The following is a 16,674-nucleotide window of genomic DNA, read 5'->3' as shown; positions in this document are numbered from 1 at the left end:
GGACCAGAAAGGGACACCGCAGATGAACGACGCTGCCGCGATCGCGGCCCTGCGCGACGGCGTGCGGGGTGAGGTGCTGCTGCCGGGCGACGACACCTTCGCCGCCCGGTGCGCGGGCTTCCAGACCGCCTACCGGCACCGGCCCTCCGTGCTGGTGGACGCGGCCGACCCCGAGGACGTGGTGGCCGCGGTGCGGTACGCCGCCGCCCAGGGTCTGCCGGTGGCGGTCCAGGCGACCGGGCACGGACTCGCGGTCGCGACCGACGGCGGCGTGCTCATCAGCACCGCCGGTCTGTCGGAGGTCACGGTCGACGCCCCGGCCCGCACGGCACGGATCGGAGCGGGCGCCCGCTTCGCCGACATCATCGACGCGGCGGCCCGCCACGGCCTGGCCCCCCTCAACGGGTCCGCGCCCGGCGTCGGCGCGGTCGGCTACATCCTCGGCGGTGGACTCGGGCTGCTGGCAAGGGAGTTCGGCTACGCCGCGGACCGGGTGCGGTCGATCGACATCGTCACGGCCGACGGCCGACCACGCCACGTCACCGCGGACACCGACCCCGAGCTGTTCTGGGCGCTGCGCGGCGCCGGTGCGAACTTCGGCGTGGTCACCGGGATGGAGATCGACCTGGTCCCGGTCAGTCGGCTGTACGGCGGCGAGCTGGTCTTCGACCTCGCCCGGACCCCGGACCTGCTCGCCGCCTACCTGCGCTGGACCGAGGGCCTCCCGGAGCGGCTGACCTCCTCGGTGTCGCTGCTCGCCTACCCGGACCTGCCCTTCTTCCCGCCTGTGCTGCGCGGCCGGTTCGTGGCCCACGTACGCGTCGCGTACACCGGGGACTCCCGCGCGGGCGAGCGACTGGTCGCTCCGCTCCGGGCACTCGGGCCCCGGCTGTCCGACAGCGTCGCGGAGATGCCGTACACCGAGTGCGGCGCCATCTACGACGATCCACCGCAGCCGCACGCCTACCAGGGCGACAACCTGCTGTTGCGCGCCTTCGGCCCCGAACAGGCCGCCGAGGTCACCGAGTTGGTGGGGCCCGGCTCGCCCGTCCCGTGCGTCCTCGACGTGCGCCATCTGGGCGGGGCGCTCGGGCGCCCGGCCGAGGTCCCCAACGCGGTGGGACACCGGTCGGCCCGCTACCTCCTGCGCGTGCTCATGCCGCTGATGGGCGCGACACCGGACGAGGCGCGCGGTGCCGGAGAGAAGGTGCTCGGGACGCTCGCCGCCGAGTCCGTCGGCGGCCGGTTCCAGAGCCTGGTGTACGGGGGGTGCGCGGAGGGCGCTCCGGCCGCCCCGGCCACGGACTTCTGGGAAGCGGCCGACCATCGTCGGCTCACCGTGCTGAAGTCCGAGATCGACCCCGCCAATATGTTCTGCTGCAATCGCAATATCGAGCCGGTGGGCTGAGCGTAGCGGCAGCCGAAGGATCGCCTTCCGTGTGAGCGGCGCCCCGGAATTCCGGGGCGCCAATTCGCCATGTACCCTTATTCTGCGGGGTATTCCTCGGCGCCCATGAGTGCGAGGCCGTCCAGGGCCGGTCCCATACCGCCCAGAGAACGCAGGGAATGCACTCCCTCGGCCGTCGCCTCCACGTCGAACCAGGCCCGGAAGTCCACCGGGTGGCCGATCAGTTCGGCCGGACTGCGGGGTAACACCGCAGCTCGGGCGGCTTCTTCCGACTCCCACAGCAGGAGGGCGCCCCAGCGGCCCGCCTCCGGGTCCGACAGCCAGACCTTCAGGAGCAGGCCGGGAATGCCCGTCCAGTGTTCCGACTCCTTCCGGATGAAATCTCTGAGTGAACTCGCGGTCTGCTGCGAATCGGTGAGGTCCCACCACGCGATCATTGCCTTCATGACGCCAGCTTATGGGCCGGGTGGCATTCGGATGCCGGGTACTCAGTCGATCGGCTTACGGAAAGCGGGAATTGAGTAGCCGCTACTCAGGCATCGGCGGCAGGGCGCTGATCGAATGAGGGAGACCTGTCCGGCCCCCGGCCATGCCGGCCGCTGACATTGGAGGACGAGTGGCGCCAACCGATCTGTCGATCCTGGATCTGCCGTACGACGCGGACCCGGACCCCGACGACCTGGTGCGGGCGGCGATGGAGTGGCACTTCGGTCCGGAGACGGGGTCGCCGTTCTGGCTGGAGCGGGCCCGGACCCTCGACTTCAACCCCCTGTCGGACGTCAAGGGCCACGCCGATCTGGCCCTCTTCCCGAACGTCGCCAACGAGCTGCGGGACGTGCCCGCGGCCGACCTGGTGCCCCGCGGCTACGGCCAACACCCCGACATCCTCGGCGTCTTCGAGAGCGGAGGCACCACGGGCGCGCCCAAGCGGGTGGTCTGCCCGGCCGACTGGATGGAGAAGCTGGTCGGCTGGAGCAACGCCAACCTCGACGTGCACGGCTTCCCGCGCGGCGTCGACTGGCTCGGCATCACCCCGTCCGGCCCCCATGTCGTCGGCGAGATCTTCCGGCGCTCGGCCCGCACCCACGGCCGGTACGCCTTCCAGGTCGACCTCGACCCGCGCTGGGTCAAGCGCGTGATCGCGGCGGGCGAGGGACGGCAGGCCGACGCCTATGCCGAGCACGTCATCGACCAGGCCGCCCACATCCTGCGCACCCAGGACATCGGCGTGATGACCGTGACCCCGCCGCTGCTGGAGCGCATCGCCCAGCGCGAGGAACTCGTCGAGCTCATCAACCGCAAGGTGAAGGCGATCCGCTGGGGCGGCACCCAGCTGGACCCGGACACCGAGGCCCTCTACCGCACCGAGATCTTCCCCGAGGCCACGCTCTACGGGCACTACGGCAGCACGATGATCCTCGGCATAGCGGGTCAGCGCCACGGCACCCCGCTGGGCACGCCGTGCGTCTTCGACACCTTCTCCCCGTACATCACCTTCCAGGTCGTGGACCCCGCCACCCGGGAGCCGGTGGCCTACGGCGAGCGCGGCCAGGTCGTCATGCACCACGTCAGCAAGGCGCTGCTGCTGCCCAACAACCTGGAGCGCGACACCGCGATCAGGGTTCCCGCGCCCGAGGGCCGCCGCGGGGACTCGGCCGCGGGCATCGCCCCGGTCGCCCGCTTCGACGACGAGGCCGTCATCGAGGGGGTCTACTGATGACCGCCGAACAGCCGCAGCCGACGGCGGAGGGCGACCAGGGCCCCGGTACGCCCGTCCTGGACGCGCTCGGCCCGGCCGGGCCGTACCGCGCCCACAGCCGCCAGGAGATCACCGACGTGACCGGCGCGGTCATGGCCGAGATGAGCCAGGTGCCCGCGCTCTACGTCAACCGGGCGATGAAGGCCCTGCACGCCGCGTCCCCGCTGCCCGCCGCCGAGCGGGCCGGGGTCCTGGCCCGCGCGGCCGAGCTGTTCCGCACGGCGACGCTCGGCGGGCTGACGGTGCGGGAGTACGAGGCGGCCGTCAGCCGTGTCTCCGGCCTGCCCGTCGAGGTCGTCCGGGTCGCCACCGCGACCTGCGCCGATCGCGTCGCGCACTCCTACCGCGGCGTCCAACTGGCCCGGCCCGCGGGCGCGGTGTCCGACTGGCGCGACCCGCTGGTGCGCACCTCGCAGGCCGTGTGGACCCGGCGCGGTGAGGTGCTCGCCGTCCATGTGCCCGGCAACCATCCCGGCACCCACGGGTTCTGGCCGGAGGCGCTCGCGCTGGGGTACCGGGTCGCCGTGCGCCCCGCCGTCCGCGAGCCGTTCACCGCGCACCGCCTGGTCCTGGCCCTGCGCGAGGCCGGGTTCGGCGGCGACCACGTCGTCCTGCTGCCCTGCGGCCACGAGGCGGCCGACGCCATCGTGCGCGGTGCGGACCTCGCCTACGGCGGTGACGAGATCATCCGGCAGTACGCCGACGACCCCGGAGTGCTCTCCCTGCGGCCGGGCCGCTCGAAGATCCTGCTGACCGCGGACACCGACTGGCGCGACCACCTCGACATGATCATCGACTCGGTGACGCGGCACGCCGGTACCGGCTGTGTCAACGCCACCGCCGTACTGGTCGAGGGCGACCCGGCCCCGCTCGCGGGCGCGATCGCCGAACGGCTGGCCGCCCTGCCCAGCCTGCCGCACGACGACGAGAAGGCCGTCCTGCCGGTGCAGAGCACCAAGGCGGCGCGGGCCCTGGAGAAGTTCGTGCTCGACCGGGCCCAGGGCACCCGCGCGTGGCTCGGCGGGACCGGGTTCGTCGACGAACTCGGCGACGGCAGCGCCGTGTTGCGCCCGGCCGTCCACCAGGTCGCCTCGGCCGACGCCACCCAGCTCGCCGCCGAAGTCCCGTTCCCCTGCGTGTGGGTGGGGCCGTGGAGCCGGGAGGACGGCGTCGAGCCGTTCCTCGACACCCTGGTCCTGACCGTCGTCACCGAGGACGAGGACCTCGTACAGACGCTGATCGACGAACCGACGATCAGCAATCTGCACGTGGGCAGCCATGCCACCCATTGGCACCGCCCGGGTCTGCCGCACGACGGCTATCTGGGCGAGTTCCTGATGCGCAGCAAGACCGTCGTCCGCGCCTGAGCGGCCGCGGACGAACCAGCCGTCCGCCCGCCGGGCGGCCGGAAGCACTGTCGAGTCGGCAGCCGCCGCAAACCTGGGGAGCGTTGTGTCCCGTCGCCTGTTCACCTCGGAGTCCGTGACCGAAGGTCACCCCGACAAGATCGCTGACCAGATCAGCGACACGATCCTCGACGCGCTACTGCGCCAGGACCCCTCCTCGCGCGTCGCCGTCGAGACGCTGATCACCACCGGACTGGTCCATGTCGCCGGCGAGGTGACGACCAAGGCGTACGCCGACATCCCGACGCTGGTCCGCCACAAGATCCTGGAGATCGGCTACGACTCCTCGCAGAAGGGCTTCGACGGGGCGTCCTGCGGGGTCGAGGTCTCCATCGGCGCGCAGTCCCCGGACATCGCGCAGGGCGTCGACACGGCGTACGAGAGCCGGGTCGAGGGTGCCTCCCGCGAAGACCAAGGCGATGAGCTGGACAGGCAGGGCGCGGGCGACCAGGGCCTGATGTTCGGCTACGCGTCCGACGAGACCCCCGAGTTGATGCCGCTCCCCATCCACCTCGCCCACCGGCTCTCCCGCCGCCTGACCGAGGTCCGCAAGAACGGGACCATCCCCTACCTGCGCCCCGACGGCAAGACACAGGTCACCATCGAGTACGACGACGACAAGGCCGTCCGCCTGGACACCGTCGTCGTGTCCTCGCAGCACGCGAGCGACATCGACCTGGAGTCGCTGCTCACCCCGGACATCCGGGAGCACGTCGTCGAGCACGTCCTGCGCCTGCTCGAGGAGGACGGCATCAAGCTGGAGACCGCCGGTCACCGGCTCCTGGTGAACCCGACCGGCCGCTTCGAGATCGGCGGCCCGATGGGTGACGCGGGTCTGACCGGCCGCAAGATCATCATCGACACGTACGGCGGCATGGCCCGCCACGGCGGCGGCGCCTTCTCGGGCAAGGACCCGTCGAAGGTGGACCGTTCGGCCGCCTACGCCATGCGCTGGGTCGCCAAGAACGTCGTGGCGGCGGGCCTCGCCTCGCGCTGCGAGGTCCAGGTCGCGTACGCGATCGGCAAGGCCGAGCCGGTCGGTCTGTTCGTGGAGACCTTCGGCACCGCCAAGATCGAGCCCGAGAAGATCGAGAAGGCCATCGACGAGGTCTTCGACCTCCGCCCGGCCGCGATCATCCGCGACCTCGACCTGCTGCGTCCGATCTACGCCCAGACCGCCGCCTACGGCCACTTCGGCCGCGAGACCCCCGACTTCACCTGGGAGCGCACCGACCGCGTCGACGCCCTGCGCCGGGCCGCGGGCGTGTGACCGGCCACGGGACGAGACTCGACGGGAGCGCGCAGCGATGCGGATAGCGGTGTCAGGGTCGATCGCGACCGACCATCTCATGGCCTTCCCCGGCCGTTTCACCGACCAGCTGATCCCCGATCAGCTCGCCCACATCTCGTTGTCCTTCCTGGTCGACGACCTGGAGGTGCGCCGCGGCGGCGTGGCGGCCAACATCGCCTACGGCCTCGGACGGCTGGGACTTCCCCCGCTGCTGGTCGGGTCCGTCGGCCTCGACTTCGGCCCGTACGAGGCATGGCTGAAGGAGCACGGCGTCGACACGAGCGCGGTCCGGGTGTCGGACACGGCGCAGACCGCCCGGTTCGTCTGCCTCACGGACCAGGACAACAACCAGATCGCCGCCTTCTACACGGGTGCGATGAGCGAGGCCCGCGAGATCGACCTCGCGGCGGTCACGGCACAGGACCGCCCCGACCTCGTCCTGGTCTGCGCGAACGATCCGGCGGCGATGCTCCGCCACACCCGGCAGGCCGGGGACCTGGGCATCCCCTTCGCCGCCGACCCCTCGCAGCAGCTCGCGCGGCTGACCGGCGAGGAGGCCACCGAACTGGTCGACGGCGCCACCTGGCTGTTCACCAACGAGTACGAGGCCGCGCTCCTGGCCGAGCGCGTCGGCCGTACCCACGACGACATCCTCGAGCGCGTCGGCACCTGGGTGACGACGCTCGGCGAGCGCGGCGTGCGGATCGAGCGCGCGGGGGAGTCCGTGCTGCTCGTCCCGGCCGTGCCGTGCGGTCACGTCACCGATCCGACCGGGGCCGGAGACGGATTCCGCGCGGGCTTCCTCGCGGCCGTCGCCGCCGGACTGCCCTCGGTGGCGGCCGGCCGGCTCGGCTGCGCCGTGGCCGCGTCCGTGCTGGACACCGTCGGCCCCCAGGGCTACCCGGCCGACCCGGACCTGCTGGCCGCGCGCGTGCACGACGTGTACGGAGCGGCGGCGGCCGAGGAGCTGCGGCCCGCCTTCGGGCGGCACGCATGACGTTGCGCGAGACGCTCGCCTCCGGCACCCGGTCGTTCTCCTTCGAGTTCTTCCCGCCCCGGACGGAGGCCGGGGAATCCCAGGTGTGGGACGCCATCCGGCGGATCGAGGCACTGGCCCCCACCTTCGTCTCCGTCACGTACGGGGCGGGCGGGTCGTCCCGTGACCGGACCGTCGGACTGACGAAGCGGATCGCGTCCGACACCACCTTGCGGCCGGTGGCCCATCTCACCGCGGTGGGGCACTCCCGGGCCGAACTGCGCCGCGTCATCGGCCAGTACGCGGACGCGGGGGTACGGGACGTCATGGTCCTGCGCGGGGACCCGCCGGGGGACCCGAGGGGGCCGTGGGTGCCGCACCCGGAGGGCTTCACGTACGCCCACGAGCTGGTCACCCTCGTCCGGGAGGCCGGGGCGTTCAGCGTCGGCGTGGCGGCGTTCCCGGAACGCCATCCGCGCTCCGCCGACTGGGACAGCGAGATCCGGCACTTCGTCGCCAAGTGCCGGGCGGGCGCCGACTACGCCGTCACCCAGATGTTCTTCGACGTCGAGGACTACCTGCGGCTGCGCGATCGCGTGGCGGCCGCCCGCTGCGACATCCCGATCATCCCGGAGATCATGCCCGCGACCGACGTACGCCAGATCCGCCGCTTCGCGGAGCTCAGTGACGCGGCCTTCCCGGCGGAACTGGCCCGTCGGCTCGACGCCGCGCGCGACCGGCCCGCCGAGGGCCGCGCCATCGGCGTGGAGTACGCCGCCGGGATGTGCGAACGGCTGCTCGCCGAAGGGGCGCCGGGGTTGCACTACATCACCCTGAACCGGTCCACGGCGACGCTCGACATCCACCGCGCGGTGCTGGCCGCCCAGGGCGTCGACGCCTGACCCTCAGCGGCGCGACCCGGCACGGAATTCTCGATTCCGGAAATCCCGGCCGGGTGGTGCCGCTGTTTCATGCCCATTGCCATAAAGGACCGTTCTACCCGCCAGGGAAAGTCGTTATTGGACACTTCCCCGGGGGCGGCAGATGATTCTACGGAAGACGCCGAACGGGCGATCCGAAGGGGGAGGAGTGGCGTGCACGCATCCCATGCGAATCCACCGGAAAAAGATTTCGCGGCCGTCGTCGCCGAGATCTGGTGCGAGGTCCTGGAAGTCCCCGCGGTGGGTGTCGAGGACAACTTCTTCGATCTGGGCGGGCACTCCCTGCTTCTCCAGACGGTCCAGGAGCGGGTGCTGCGGCGCACGGGGAAGAACATCGAGCTCATCGAGTTCTTCACGCACCCGACCGTCCGGTCCCTCGCGCACCGGCTGGCGACCGAGGAGGTGACCCCGGCCGCCGCTGTCACCGACGGCCGACGTCGCCCTGCCGGCCGGCTGAGCCGACTGGGAACGCGGCGTGCCCAGCTCGACGGAAACACCCCGGAAAGCCGTGGAGAATTCGGTGAGTGACATCGAGAACCAGGAAGGTGCCGACGGCTTCATCGCCGTCGTCGGAATGGCCGGGCGCTTTCCCGGAGCCGTCGACCTCGACGAATTCTGGGCCAACCTCTCGGCCGGAATCGATTCGGTCACCCGCGACGTTCCCCAGGTCGTCCCGGGCGGTGGGGCCGACGGCGGAGACCTGACCTATGTGCCGTCCCGCGGCCGACTGGACAGCGCGGAGTGGTTCGACGCCGACTATTTCGGATATTCCGCCAGAGAGGCGTTCCTGATCGACCCGCAGCACCGGGTGTTCCTGGAATGCGCGGTCGCCGCCCTGGAGGACGCGGGCGCCGACCCCGACCGCTTCCCCGGCGCCATCGGCGTCTACGGCGGCTGCACCGAGACCCGGTACGCCGAAGCCCTCTCGGCCCAGCTCGCCCAGCTCCCCGGGGTCACCGAGGAGGACATCGTCCTCGGCACCGCGCCCGACTTCCTGGTCTCCCGCACCGCCGAGCGCCTCGGCCTGCGGGGCCCGGCCGTCGCCGTGCAGTCGGCCTGCGCCACCGCCCTCGTCGCCATCCACACGGCCGGACGCGGCCTCCTCGCCGGTGACTGCGACATGGCCCTGGCGGGCGGCGTCGCCGTGCACGTACCGCCGAAGAAGATCACCTGGTCGGGCCCCGACGGAACACTGGCACCCGACGGCGTCTGCCGCGCCTTCGACGCACGGGGGGACGGGACGGTCGCGGGCAACGGAGTCGGCGTCGTCGTCCTCAAGCGCCTCTCCGACGCGCTGGCCGACGGCGACCACATCCGCGCCGTCGTCCGCGGCTCGGCGGTGACCAACGACGGCTCGGGCCGGATCGGCTTCACCGCACCCACCCTCGCCGGGCAGGCCGCCGCGGTCCGGGAGGCACAGCTGACCGCGGGCACCGACGCCCGCACCATCACGTACGTGGAAGCCCACGGGACCGCCACCCCGCTGGGGGACCCGATCGAGGTCACGGCCCTCACCCAGGCATTCCGGGGCGACACCGACGACCAGGGTTTCTGCGCCATCGGCTCGGTGAAGACCAACATCGGGCACGCCGACGCCGCCGCGGGCGCCGCGGGCTTCGTCAAGACCGTTCTCGCGCTCGGCCACCGGCAGATCCCGGCGAGCCTGCACTTCGCCGAGCCCAACCCCCAGATCGACTTCGCGAGCAGCCCCTTCCGGGTCGCCACCGCACTCACCGACTGGGCACCCGACGGCTTCCCCCGCCGCGCCGGGGTCAGCTCCTTCGCCGTCGGCGGTGTCAACGCCCACCTGGTCCTGGAGGAGGCACCGCCGCGCCCGCCGTGCGAGTCCGAACGCCGCGCCCACCTGCTGGTGCACTCCGCGCGCACCCCCTCCGCGCTGCGCACCCGGCTGGCCCGGTTCGACGACCACCTGGCCGACACGGCCCCCGCCGCGCACGCGGACATCGCCTGGACCCTCCAGACCGGCCGACGCGAGCACGAGTACCGCGCCTTCACCGTCACCGGCGACGGCCCGGTCCGCGCACCGGCCCACTCGGCCGAACCCCCGCGGGAGCGGCCCGTGGTGTTCCTCTTCCCCGGACGGATCGGCCCGGCCGAGGCATGGCGGCTGCACACCACCGAGCCCGCCTTCCGGGACGCCTTCGACACGGCCCTCGCCGACGCCGACGACCGTCTCGTCCGCGACGTACGGGACGCGGCCCGGGGCCTGACCTGGCCCGACGACCCGGTGGTACGCGACACCTACGTCTTCGCCCTCGAGTACGCCCTGGCCGCGCTCTGGCAGCGCTGGGGCATCCGCCCGGCCGCCGTCTTCGGCACCGGTACCGGATCGCTGGTCGCGGCCGTCGTCGCCGGGGTCCTCCCGCTCACCGACGCGCTGCGCCTGCTCGCCGAACCCGCCCGAACCCGCGGTGACGACGACGAAGCGCGCGCACTCGTCCGGTCCCTGACTCCGCGGCCGCACCGCATCCCCGTCGTCCTCGGCGACGGCGTCCAGTACGACCCCGGGCAGCCGATCGCGGCCGAGAGCTGGGCGGACGAGCTGCGCCGACCGGCCGACCCGGACGCCGCGCTCGACCTGCTCCTGGCCGACCCCGAGCGCGTCCTGCTCCAGGTGGGCGCGGGGACCGGCCTGACCGGGCTCGCCCGGCAGCGGCCCGGCCACACCCCCCGGCACCTCCTGCTGAGCACGCTGGCCGGACCCGACGGCGGCGACGCGCTGGCCGCCCTGTACGAAGCGCTCGGACGGCTGTGGCTGTCCGGGGCCCGGGTCTCCTGGGCGGGCGTGCACGAGGGCGAGCGGCGGGCCAAGGTCGCGCTGCCCACCTACCCCTTCGAGCGGCTCCCGTACCTGGTGCGCCACCCCGCGGAGGAGGCCCAGACGGCCACCGGGACCGCCCCGGCCGCCGTCGAGGACGCCCGGCCCGTGGACGACGAGCCCGCTGCCCGGAGCAGCGCCCCCGCCGGGAGCGAACCGGAACCCGCGGACCGTCCCGCCGACGACACTCCGCTCGGCGTGGTGCTGCGGCTGTTCGGTGACGCCCTCGGACTGCCCGACATCGAACCCGATGAGAGCTTCTTCGAACTCGGCGGCGACTCCCTCATCGCCGTCAAGCTCTTCGCCCAGCTCAGAGAGATCTACCCGGTCGACATCCAGATGCGCTCGCTGTTCGAGTCCGCGACCGCGGCCGACCTCGCCGCGCTGATCGAGCGGCAGTTGGCCGAGCCGCACCAGGACACGGAAGAGGAGTCCGCATGAACGGCGACGGAGCCGCGACAGCGACCGGCACCGGCCCGGTGCCCGAGGCCACGACGGCGGACCTGCGGGCCCGCTGGCTCTCCGGCCGCAGACCCAGGACCGAGACCACCATCGACCTGTACTGCTTCGCCCACGCGGGCGGCTCGGCGGGGGAGTTCGTCCGCTGGGCCGGTGCCCTGCCCGGCGTCCGCCTCTGGGCCGTCAAGCTGCCGGGCCGCGCGCCCCGGCAGGACGAGGCGCCGTACCGGCGGATCGCCGACCTGGTCACCGACCTCGTCGAGCAGGTCGACTTCGGCCGTCGGGAGTTCGCCTTCTTCGGCCACAGCCTGGGTGCGCTGATCGCCTTCGAGACCACCCGCGCCCTGCGCCGGGCCGGTCTGCGCCAACCCCGCGCCCTGTTGCTGTCCTCCATGCAGCCGCCGCCCCTCACCGCACGACAGGGCGTCCATCTGCTGTCGGACGACGAACTGCTGGCCGAGATCGAGAAGCGCTGGGGCGCGCTGCCGCTGGTCGTCCACGAGGAGCCGGACCTCAAGCGGCTCGCGCTGCGCTACCTGCGCGCGGACGCCGAACTCGCCGACTCCCACGAGTACGCCGTCGAGGAGCCGTTGGACATCCCGATCACCGCCTTCGCCGGGGACGAGGAGGACCCCCGCCAGCTCGACTGGGCCTCCCACACCCGCACGGACTTCGCGGCGCACCTCCTGCCCGGCGGCCACTTCTACTTCCGCGACCCGCACTCCCAGGCCGAGCTCCTGCGCCTCGTCGGCGACGCGCTGGGCGCGAAGAACCCGAAGAACTAGAGGACACCCCATGCGTCACACCACCTTCGGCCGCACCACCGGCCTGCGCGTCTCCGAATACGCCCTCGGCACCGCCAACTTCGGCACCCTGTGGGGCGGTGGCGCCCACCGCGAGGACTCCCGCAAGATCTTCGACCGGTTCGCGGAGGCGGGCGGCACCTTCCTCGACTGTGCCGACAACTACCAGATCGGTGAGTCGGAGAAGCTGCTCGGGGAGTTCCTCGGCGGCGACCGCGACCACTTCACGGTCAGCACCAAGTTCACCCTGGGCGCCGGCCGCGCCCGGATCTCCAACACCGGCAACAGCGCCAAGAACATCCGCGCGTCCGTCGACGCCAGCCTCAGGCGGCTCGGTACCGACTACATCGACGTCTACTGGGCCCACCTCCCCGACTCGGTCACCCCGGTCGAGGAGATCCTGAGCGCCCTCGACGGCCTGGTCCGGTCCGGCAAGATCCTCTACGCGGGGCTCTCCAACTTCCCCGCCTGGCGCGTCTCCCGCGCTGTCACCCTCGCCGAACTCCGGTACCCGGCCCGTTTGGTGGGCATCCAGTTCGAGTACAGCCTCGCCGAGCGCGGTGCCGACCGCGAACTGATCCCCATGGCCGAGGCGTTGGGCCTGGGCACCACCCTGTGGTCGCCGCTCGGCGGGGGGCTGCTCACCGGCAAGTACCGCGAGAGCCGCCGTGGCCGCCTCAGCGACTGGGACGGTCAGGCCATCCGTGTCGAGGACTCCGAGCAGCGCACCGCGGTCCTCGACGCGGTGCTCGCCGTCGCCGAGGAGACCGGTGCCCCCGCCGGACAGGTCGCCATGGCGTGGCTGCGCGCCCGGGCGGCCCGCTCGGCCACCGCGATGGTCCCCGTCATCGGCCCGCGCACCGTCGACCAGCTCGACGACTACCTCGCCGCGCTGGACATCACCCTCGACACCGACCAGTTCGAACGGCTGGAAAAGGCCAGCGCGATCCGGCTGGGACAGCCCTACGAGCTGATCGCCAACCACCAGGACGCCGCACTGGGCCGCACCGGCGCCCGGTTCGTCCACCCGACCACCCCCGTGGCCTGACCGGCCCGCGCGCGTACGGGACTTCGACGAGGAATTCGACGAGAAAGGGGAGGGCGGACCGCATGACGGACCTCGCACCGGCACACCAGGACCCCGGCTTCGACCTCGACGCCCACGTGGCCGTCGTGGGCATGGCGGCGCGCTTCGGGCAGGCCGCGGACCTCGACGCGTTCCGCGACGGCCACGCGGCGGACGCGACGGCCGGGCCGCTGGCCGAGGCCCACGCCTTCGATCACCGGTTCTTCGGCATCTCGCCGCGCGAGTCGGCGATCCTCGACCCGCAGCAGCGCGTCCTGCTGGAGTGCGCCCAGCACGCCCTGGAGGACGCCGCGCACGACCCGGCCGAGGACGAGGCCGTCGTCGGCATCTACGCGGGCGGTGCCACCACCGGCCACGCGGCGCGGCTGCGCCGCCAGGCCGCCGGATCGCCCGCGACGGACGACCGGCAGATCCGGGTCGGCACCGGCGCCGACTTCCTCGCCTCCCGGGTCGCCTACAAGCTCGGGTTCACCGGTCCCGCCGTCTCCGTGCAGGCCGCCGGAGCGACCGCTCTGGTCGCGGTGCACACCGCCGTCCAGGCGCTGCTCGGCGGTGAGTGCGACCTGGCGCTGGCCGGGTCGGTCACCGTGCACACCCCCACGTCCGGCGACCCGGACGGCGGCTGCGCGGTGTCCGTGCTGAAGCCGCTGCGGGCCGCCCTGGACGACGGCGACCGGATCTACGCGGTCGTCCGTGGCACGGCCATCGGCACGACGGGCCGCGACGAGTCCGCCGACGCGGGCCGCGCACGCCTCTTCCGCGACGCTCTCGCGGTGAGCGGCGCAGCGGCCGACACGGTCGTCGGGGTGGACACCCCCGAGGGGCTGAGCGTCACCGACACCACCCCCGCGGCCGCCGCCTTCGTACGCGCCGTCCTCGCGGTGCACGACGGGACGGACCGGCCGGACGGCGCCGCCGGACCACGCCGCGCCGCGGTGAGCGCCTCCGGCCACTTCGGCACCCACGCCCACGCCATCGTCGAGCAGGCACCCGCGGCGGCCCCCGCCCGCGCACCCCGGTCGGCCGTGGACGGCTGGCAACTGCTGCCGTACTCGGCGAAGTCCGCCGCCGCGCTCGCCGCGGTGGCCGGACGGCTCGGCCGCCACCTGGAGCGAGGCGGCGGCGCCGAGACGCTCCAGGACACCGCCTGGACCCTGCAGACGGGCCGGACCCGCTACGGCCACCGGGGCTTCGTCGTCGCCCGCGACCCCGCCGAGGCGGCCGCCGCGCTCGCCGACGTCAAGGTCAGGACCACGGAACGGTCCGCGGGCGGCTCCGCGGGTGACCCCCCGCCGGTGGTGTTCACCTTCCCCGGGCACGGCGGCCAGCACGTCGGCATGGCGCAGGGGCTGTACCGCCTCGACCCGCGCTTCCGGGCCGAACTGGACGCGTGCGTCGCGCACGTACGGGCCACGGCCGACATCGACCTCGGCGGCGTCTTCGACCCCGAGGGCGAGGAGGCGCGCGAGGCGGCCCGGCGCTCCGTCGCGGACGGCCGGATAGCCCAACTCGCCGTGTTCGTCCTGGAGTACGCCCTCGCCAAGACCCTCGTCCGCTGGGGCGTCCGCCCCGCCGCGGTCGTCGGCCACAGCCTCGGCGGGTACGCCGCCGCCTGCGTCGCCGGGGTGTTCTCCTTCCCCGACGCGGTCCGGATGATCCTCAAGCGCACCGAGCTGCTGCTCAGCCTGGCCCCCGGCGCCATGGCAGCCGTACGGCTGCCCGAGGCCGAACTCCTGCCGCTGCTCCCGGAGGGCGTCGGGATCGCCGTCATCAGCGGCCCCGACCAGGTGACCGTCTCCGGGCCGCGCGAGGCGGTGCGCAGGTTCGTCGAGGAGCACGCGGCCAAGGGGCTGGAGACCCGTCTGCTGAAGATCCCGGGCGCCGGTCACTCGTCGCTGGTCGACGCGGTGCTCGACGAGTACGAGGCGTTCCTCGCCGACATCGCGTTCCACCGGCCGACGATCCGCGTGGTCTCGGACACCACCGGGACCTGGGCCGACCCGGACGAGATAGGCACACCCGGCTACTGGTGCCGTCACATGCGGCACGCCGTGCGCTACCACGACGTCCTGGAGACGCTGAACGCCGTCCAGCGCTGCGCCCTCGTCGAGGTCGGCCCCGGCACCACGCTGACGTCACTGGCCCGCCGTCACGCGGACCTGCGGCACAGCCACCCGATCCTGCAGACCCTGCCGCATCCCACCGACGAGACGCCCGACCCCAAGGTGCTGCTGTCCGCGCTCGGCGGGCTGTGGGCCGCCGGTGTGGCGATCGAGTGGGCGGCGCTGCATCCGCCGCGCGCCCCCCGACGGACCTCCCTGCCGGGCTACCCGTACGAACGCACCGGGTTCCCGGCGCCCGCGGCCTGACGGACCGGGCACCTCCCGCACCTCCGCATCCCCGCACCGCCCGCACCTTCCACGACGACCAGGAGACCAGTGACCATGGGGAAGAACCTTTACGAGCTGGGTGAGATGCCGCCGCTCGGCTCCGTCCCGGAGAAGATGTACGCGTCCGTGATCCGCGCGAACCGCTTCGGCGAACCGAAGAAGTCCTTCGCCACCGAGGTCATCGACACCCCCAAGCCGGGGCGCGGCCAAGTGCTCGTCTGGGTGATGGCCGCGGGCATCAACTACAACAACGTCTGGGCCGGGCTCGGTTATCCGCTGGACGTCATCGCCGCCCGGCAGAAGCGCGGCGAGCCCGAGGACTTCCACATCGGCGGCTCCGAGGGCTCGGGCGTGGTCTTCGCCGTCGGCGAGGGCGTCTCCGGGGTCTCCGTGGGCGACCAGGTCGTGCTCTCCGGCGGCCAGTGGGACGAGACCGCGCCGGACATCCGCCTCGGCGGCGACCCGACGTTCTCGCCCACGATGCAGGCGTGGGGATACGAGTCCAACTTCGGCACCTTCGCCCAGTTCGCGCTCGCCGCCGACTACCAGTGCCACCCGAAGCCGAAGAACCTCACCTGGGAGTCCGCGGCCTCCTTCATCCTCACCGGCTCCACCGCCTACCGTCAGCTGTTCGGCTGGGCGCCCAACACGGTCAAGCCGGGCGACCCGGTGCTGATCTGGGGCGGCGCCGGCGGGCTCGGCTCCATGGGCATCCAACTGGTGCGCAACGCGGGCGGTCTGCCCGTCGCGGTGGTCTCCAGCGAGGAGCGCGCCGAGTACTGCCGCGGCCTCGGCGCGGTCGGCACGGTCAATCGCCGCGACTTCTCCCACTGGGGCCGGATGCCCGACCTCACCGACTCCGTCGCGTTCGGCGCCTGGATGAGTGAACTCCGCGGCTTCGGCCGCGCCTACTGGGAGGCCCTCGGCGAGCGCCGCGCGCCGAAGATCGTGCTGGAGCACAGCGGCCAGGACACCATCCCCACCTCCATGTACCTGTGCGAGAACGGCGGCATGGTCACCATCTGCGGCGGCACCTCCGGCTACGCCGCCGACGTCGACCTGCGCTTCCTGTGGATGCGGCAGAAGCGGCTGCAGGGCTCGCACGGCTTCAACCCGGCCCAGTGCCGCGCGGTGATCCACCTCGTCGCCTCCGGGCAGCTCGACCCCTGCCTGTCCGGGCTGTTCACCCTGCCGGAGATCGGCGACGCCCACCAGATGATGCACGAGAACCGTCAGCCCCCCGGAAACATGGCGGCGCTGATCAACGCGCCGCGCGCGGGGCTGACCGACGTCGCCTGAGCGGCCCTTCGACGAC

General features: G+C 72.8%; 13 protein-coding genes. 12 read left to right on the top strand and 1 reads right to left on the bottom strand.

What is annotated here, in order from left to right; genetic code table 11:
* The first annotated feature begins 22 nt into the window (after nt 1-22).
* Nucleotides 23-1,408: an FAD-binding oxidoreductase gene (locus ACI2LY_RS04330; protein ID WP_404705791.1), complete on the top strand. Its 1,386-nt coding sequence runs from the start codon at nt 23-25 to the stop codon at nt 1,406-1,408.
* Nucleotides 1,409-1,485: 77 nt separating this feature from the next.
* Here ACI2LY_RS04330 and ACI2LY_RS04325 read toward each other — a convergent pair whose 3' ends face one another.
* Nucleotides 1,486-1,854 carry a hypothetical protein gene (locus tag ACI2LY_RS04325; RefSeq protein WP_404705790.1) on the bottom strand — a complete coding sequence of 123 codons (369 nt, stop codon included), beginning with the start codon at nt 1,852-1,854 and terminating at the stop codon, nt 1,486-1,488.
* Nucleotides 1,855-2,024: 170 nt separating this feature from the next.
* On the opposite strand from ACI2LY_RS04325, the gene ACI2LY_RS04320 reads away from it, so the two are divergent.
* The 11 genes from ACI2LY_RS04320 to ccrA all read left to right on the top strand — a co-directional run bounded on the left by ACI2LY_RS04320 (nt 2,025) and on the right by ccrA (nt 16,658).
* A complete protein-coding gene (locus tag ACI2LY_RS04320; protein WP_404705789.1) occupies nt 2,025-3,125 on the top strand; it encodes a phenazine antibiotic biosynthesis protein in 1,101 nt (366 codons plus the stop codon).
* Entirely contained in the window at nt 3,125-4,534 is a 1,410-nt protein-coding gene (locus ACI2LY_RS04315) for an aldehyde dehydrogenase family protein (protein ID WP_404705788.1), read from the top strand. Before ACI2LY_RS04320 ends, ACI2LY_RS04315 begins: the two co-directional genes overlap by 1 nt.
* Before the next feature lie 85 nt (nt 4,535-4,619).
* On the top strand, nt 4,620-5,843 hold the full coding sequence (metK, locus tag ACI2LY_RS04310) for a methionine adenosyltransferase (RefSeq protein WP_404705787.1): 1,224 nt from the start codon (nt 4,620-4,622) through the stop codon (nt 5,841-5,843).
* 37 nt (nt 5,844-5,880) lie between these two features.
* Nucleotides 5,881-6,861 (top strand): carbohydrate kinase family protein, encoded by a 981-nt coding sequence (locus ACI2LY_RS04305; protein WP_404705786.1) that lies wholly within the window; start codon nt 5,881-5,883, stop codon nt 6,859-6,861.
* The gene (metF, locus tag ACI2LY_RS04300; protein WP_404705785.1) at nt 6,858-7,742 is read left to right on the top strand and encodes a methylenetetrahydrofolate reductase [NAD(P)H]; all 885 of its coding nucleotides are present in this window, start codon (nt 6,858-6,860) and stop codon (nt 7,740-7,742) included. The genes ACI2LY_RS04305 and metF overlap by 4 nt, the downstream gene beginning before the upstream one ends.
* 69 nt (nt 7,743-7,811) lie before the next feature.
* Nucleotides 7,812-8,309 (top strand): phosphopantetheine-binding protein, encoded by a 498-nt coding sequence (locus tag ACI2LY_RS04295; RefSeq protein ID WP_404705784.1) that lies wholly within the window; start codon nt 7,812-7,814, stop codon nt 8,307-8,309.
* Entirely contained in the window at nt 8,302-11,061 is a 2,760-nt protein-coding gene (locus tag ACI2LY_RS04290; RefSeq protein ID WP_404705783.1) for a type I polyketide synthase, read from the top strand. Before ACI2LY_RS04295 ends, ACI2LY_RS04290 begins: the two co-directional genes overlap by 8 nt.
* Entirely contained in the window at nt 11,058-11,864 is an 807-nt protein-coding gene (locus ACI2LY_RS04285) for a thioesterase II family protein (protein WP_404705782.1), read from the top strand. The genes ACI2LY_RS04290 and ACI2LY_RS04285 overlap by 4 nt, the downstream gene beginning before the upstream one ends.
* Nucleotides 11,865-11,874: 10 nt before the next feature.
* A complete protein-coding gene (locus ACI2LY_RS04280) occupies nt 11,875-12,930 on the top strand; it encodes an aldo/keto reductase (RefSeq protein WP_404705781.1) in 1,056 nt (351 codons plus the stop codon).
* Between the two features lie 62 nt (nt 12,931-12,992).
* Nucleotides 12,993-15,338 (top strand): acyltransferase domain-containing protein, encoded by a 2,346-nt coding sequence (locus ACI2LY_RS04275; protein WP_404705780.1) that lies wholly within the window; start codon nt 12,993-12,995, stop codon nt 15,336-15,338.
* A 75-nt stretch (nt 15,339-15,413) separates the two neighbouring features.
* On the top strand, nt 15,414-16,658 hold the full coding sequence (ccrA, locus tag ACI2LY_RS04270) for a crotonyl-CoA carboxylase/reductase (RefSeq protein WP_393591407.1): 1,245 nt from the start codon (nt 15,414-15,416) through the stop codon (nt 16,656-16,658).
* Nucleotides 16,659-16,674: the final 16 nt, after the last annotated feature.

It is taken from the genome of Streptomyces sp. NPDC002176 (assembly GCF_044903645.1).
GTDB lineage: Bacteria > Actinomycetota > Actinomycetes > Streptomycetales > Streptomycetaceae > Streptomyces.
The sequence above is the reverse complement of the archived record's forward strand: the minus strand, read 5'-3'. Positions and strand labels throughout refer to the sequence as shown.

What these genes read in the sequence shown, in the direction of transcription:
- ACI2LY_RS04275 (WP_404705780.1), top strand. Translation starts at nt 12,993, where the DNA reads ATGACGGACCTCGCACCGGCACACCAGGACCCCGGCTTCGACCTCGAC.
- metF (WP_404705785.1), top strand. Translation starts at nt 6,858, where the DNA reads ATGACGTTGCGCGAGACGCTCGCCTCCGGCACCCGGTCGTTCTCCTTC.
- ACI2LY_RS04305 (WP_404705786.1), top strand. Translation starts at nt 5,881, where the DNA reads ATGCGGATAGCGGTGTCAGGGTCGATCGCGACCGACCATCTCATGGCC.
- ACI2LY_RS04295 (WP_404705784.1), top strand. Translation starts at nt 7,812, where the DNA reads ATGCCCATTGCCATAAAGGACCGTTCTACCCGCCAGGGAAAGTCGTTA.
- ACI2LY_RS04315 (WP_404705788.1), top strand. Translation starts at nt 3,125, where the DNA reads ATGACCGCCGAACAGCCGCAGCCGACGGCGGAGGGCGACCAGGGCCCC.
- ACI2LY_RS04280 (WP_404705781.1), top strand. Translation starts at nt 11,875, where the DNA reads ATGCGTCACACCACCTTCGGCCGCACCACCGGCCTGCGCGTCTCCGAA.
- ACI2LY_RS04325 (WP_404705790.1), bottom strand. Translation starts at nt 1,854, where the DNA reads ATGAAGGCAATGATCGCGTGGTGGGACCTCACCGATTCGCAGCAGACC.
- ACI2LY_RS04285 (WP_404705782.1), top strand. Translation starts at nt 11,058, where the DNA reads ATGAACGGCGACGGAGCCGCGACAGCGACCGGCACCGGCCCGGTGCCC.
- ccrA (WP_393591407.1), top strand. Translation starts at nt 15,414, where the DNA reads ATGGGGAAGAACCTTTACGAGCTGGGTGAGATGCCGCCGCTCGGCTCC.
- ACI2LY_RS04330 (WP_404705791.1), top strand. Translation starts at nt 23, where the DNA reads ATGAACGACGCTGCCGCGATCGCGGCCCTGCGCGACGGCGTGCGGGGT.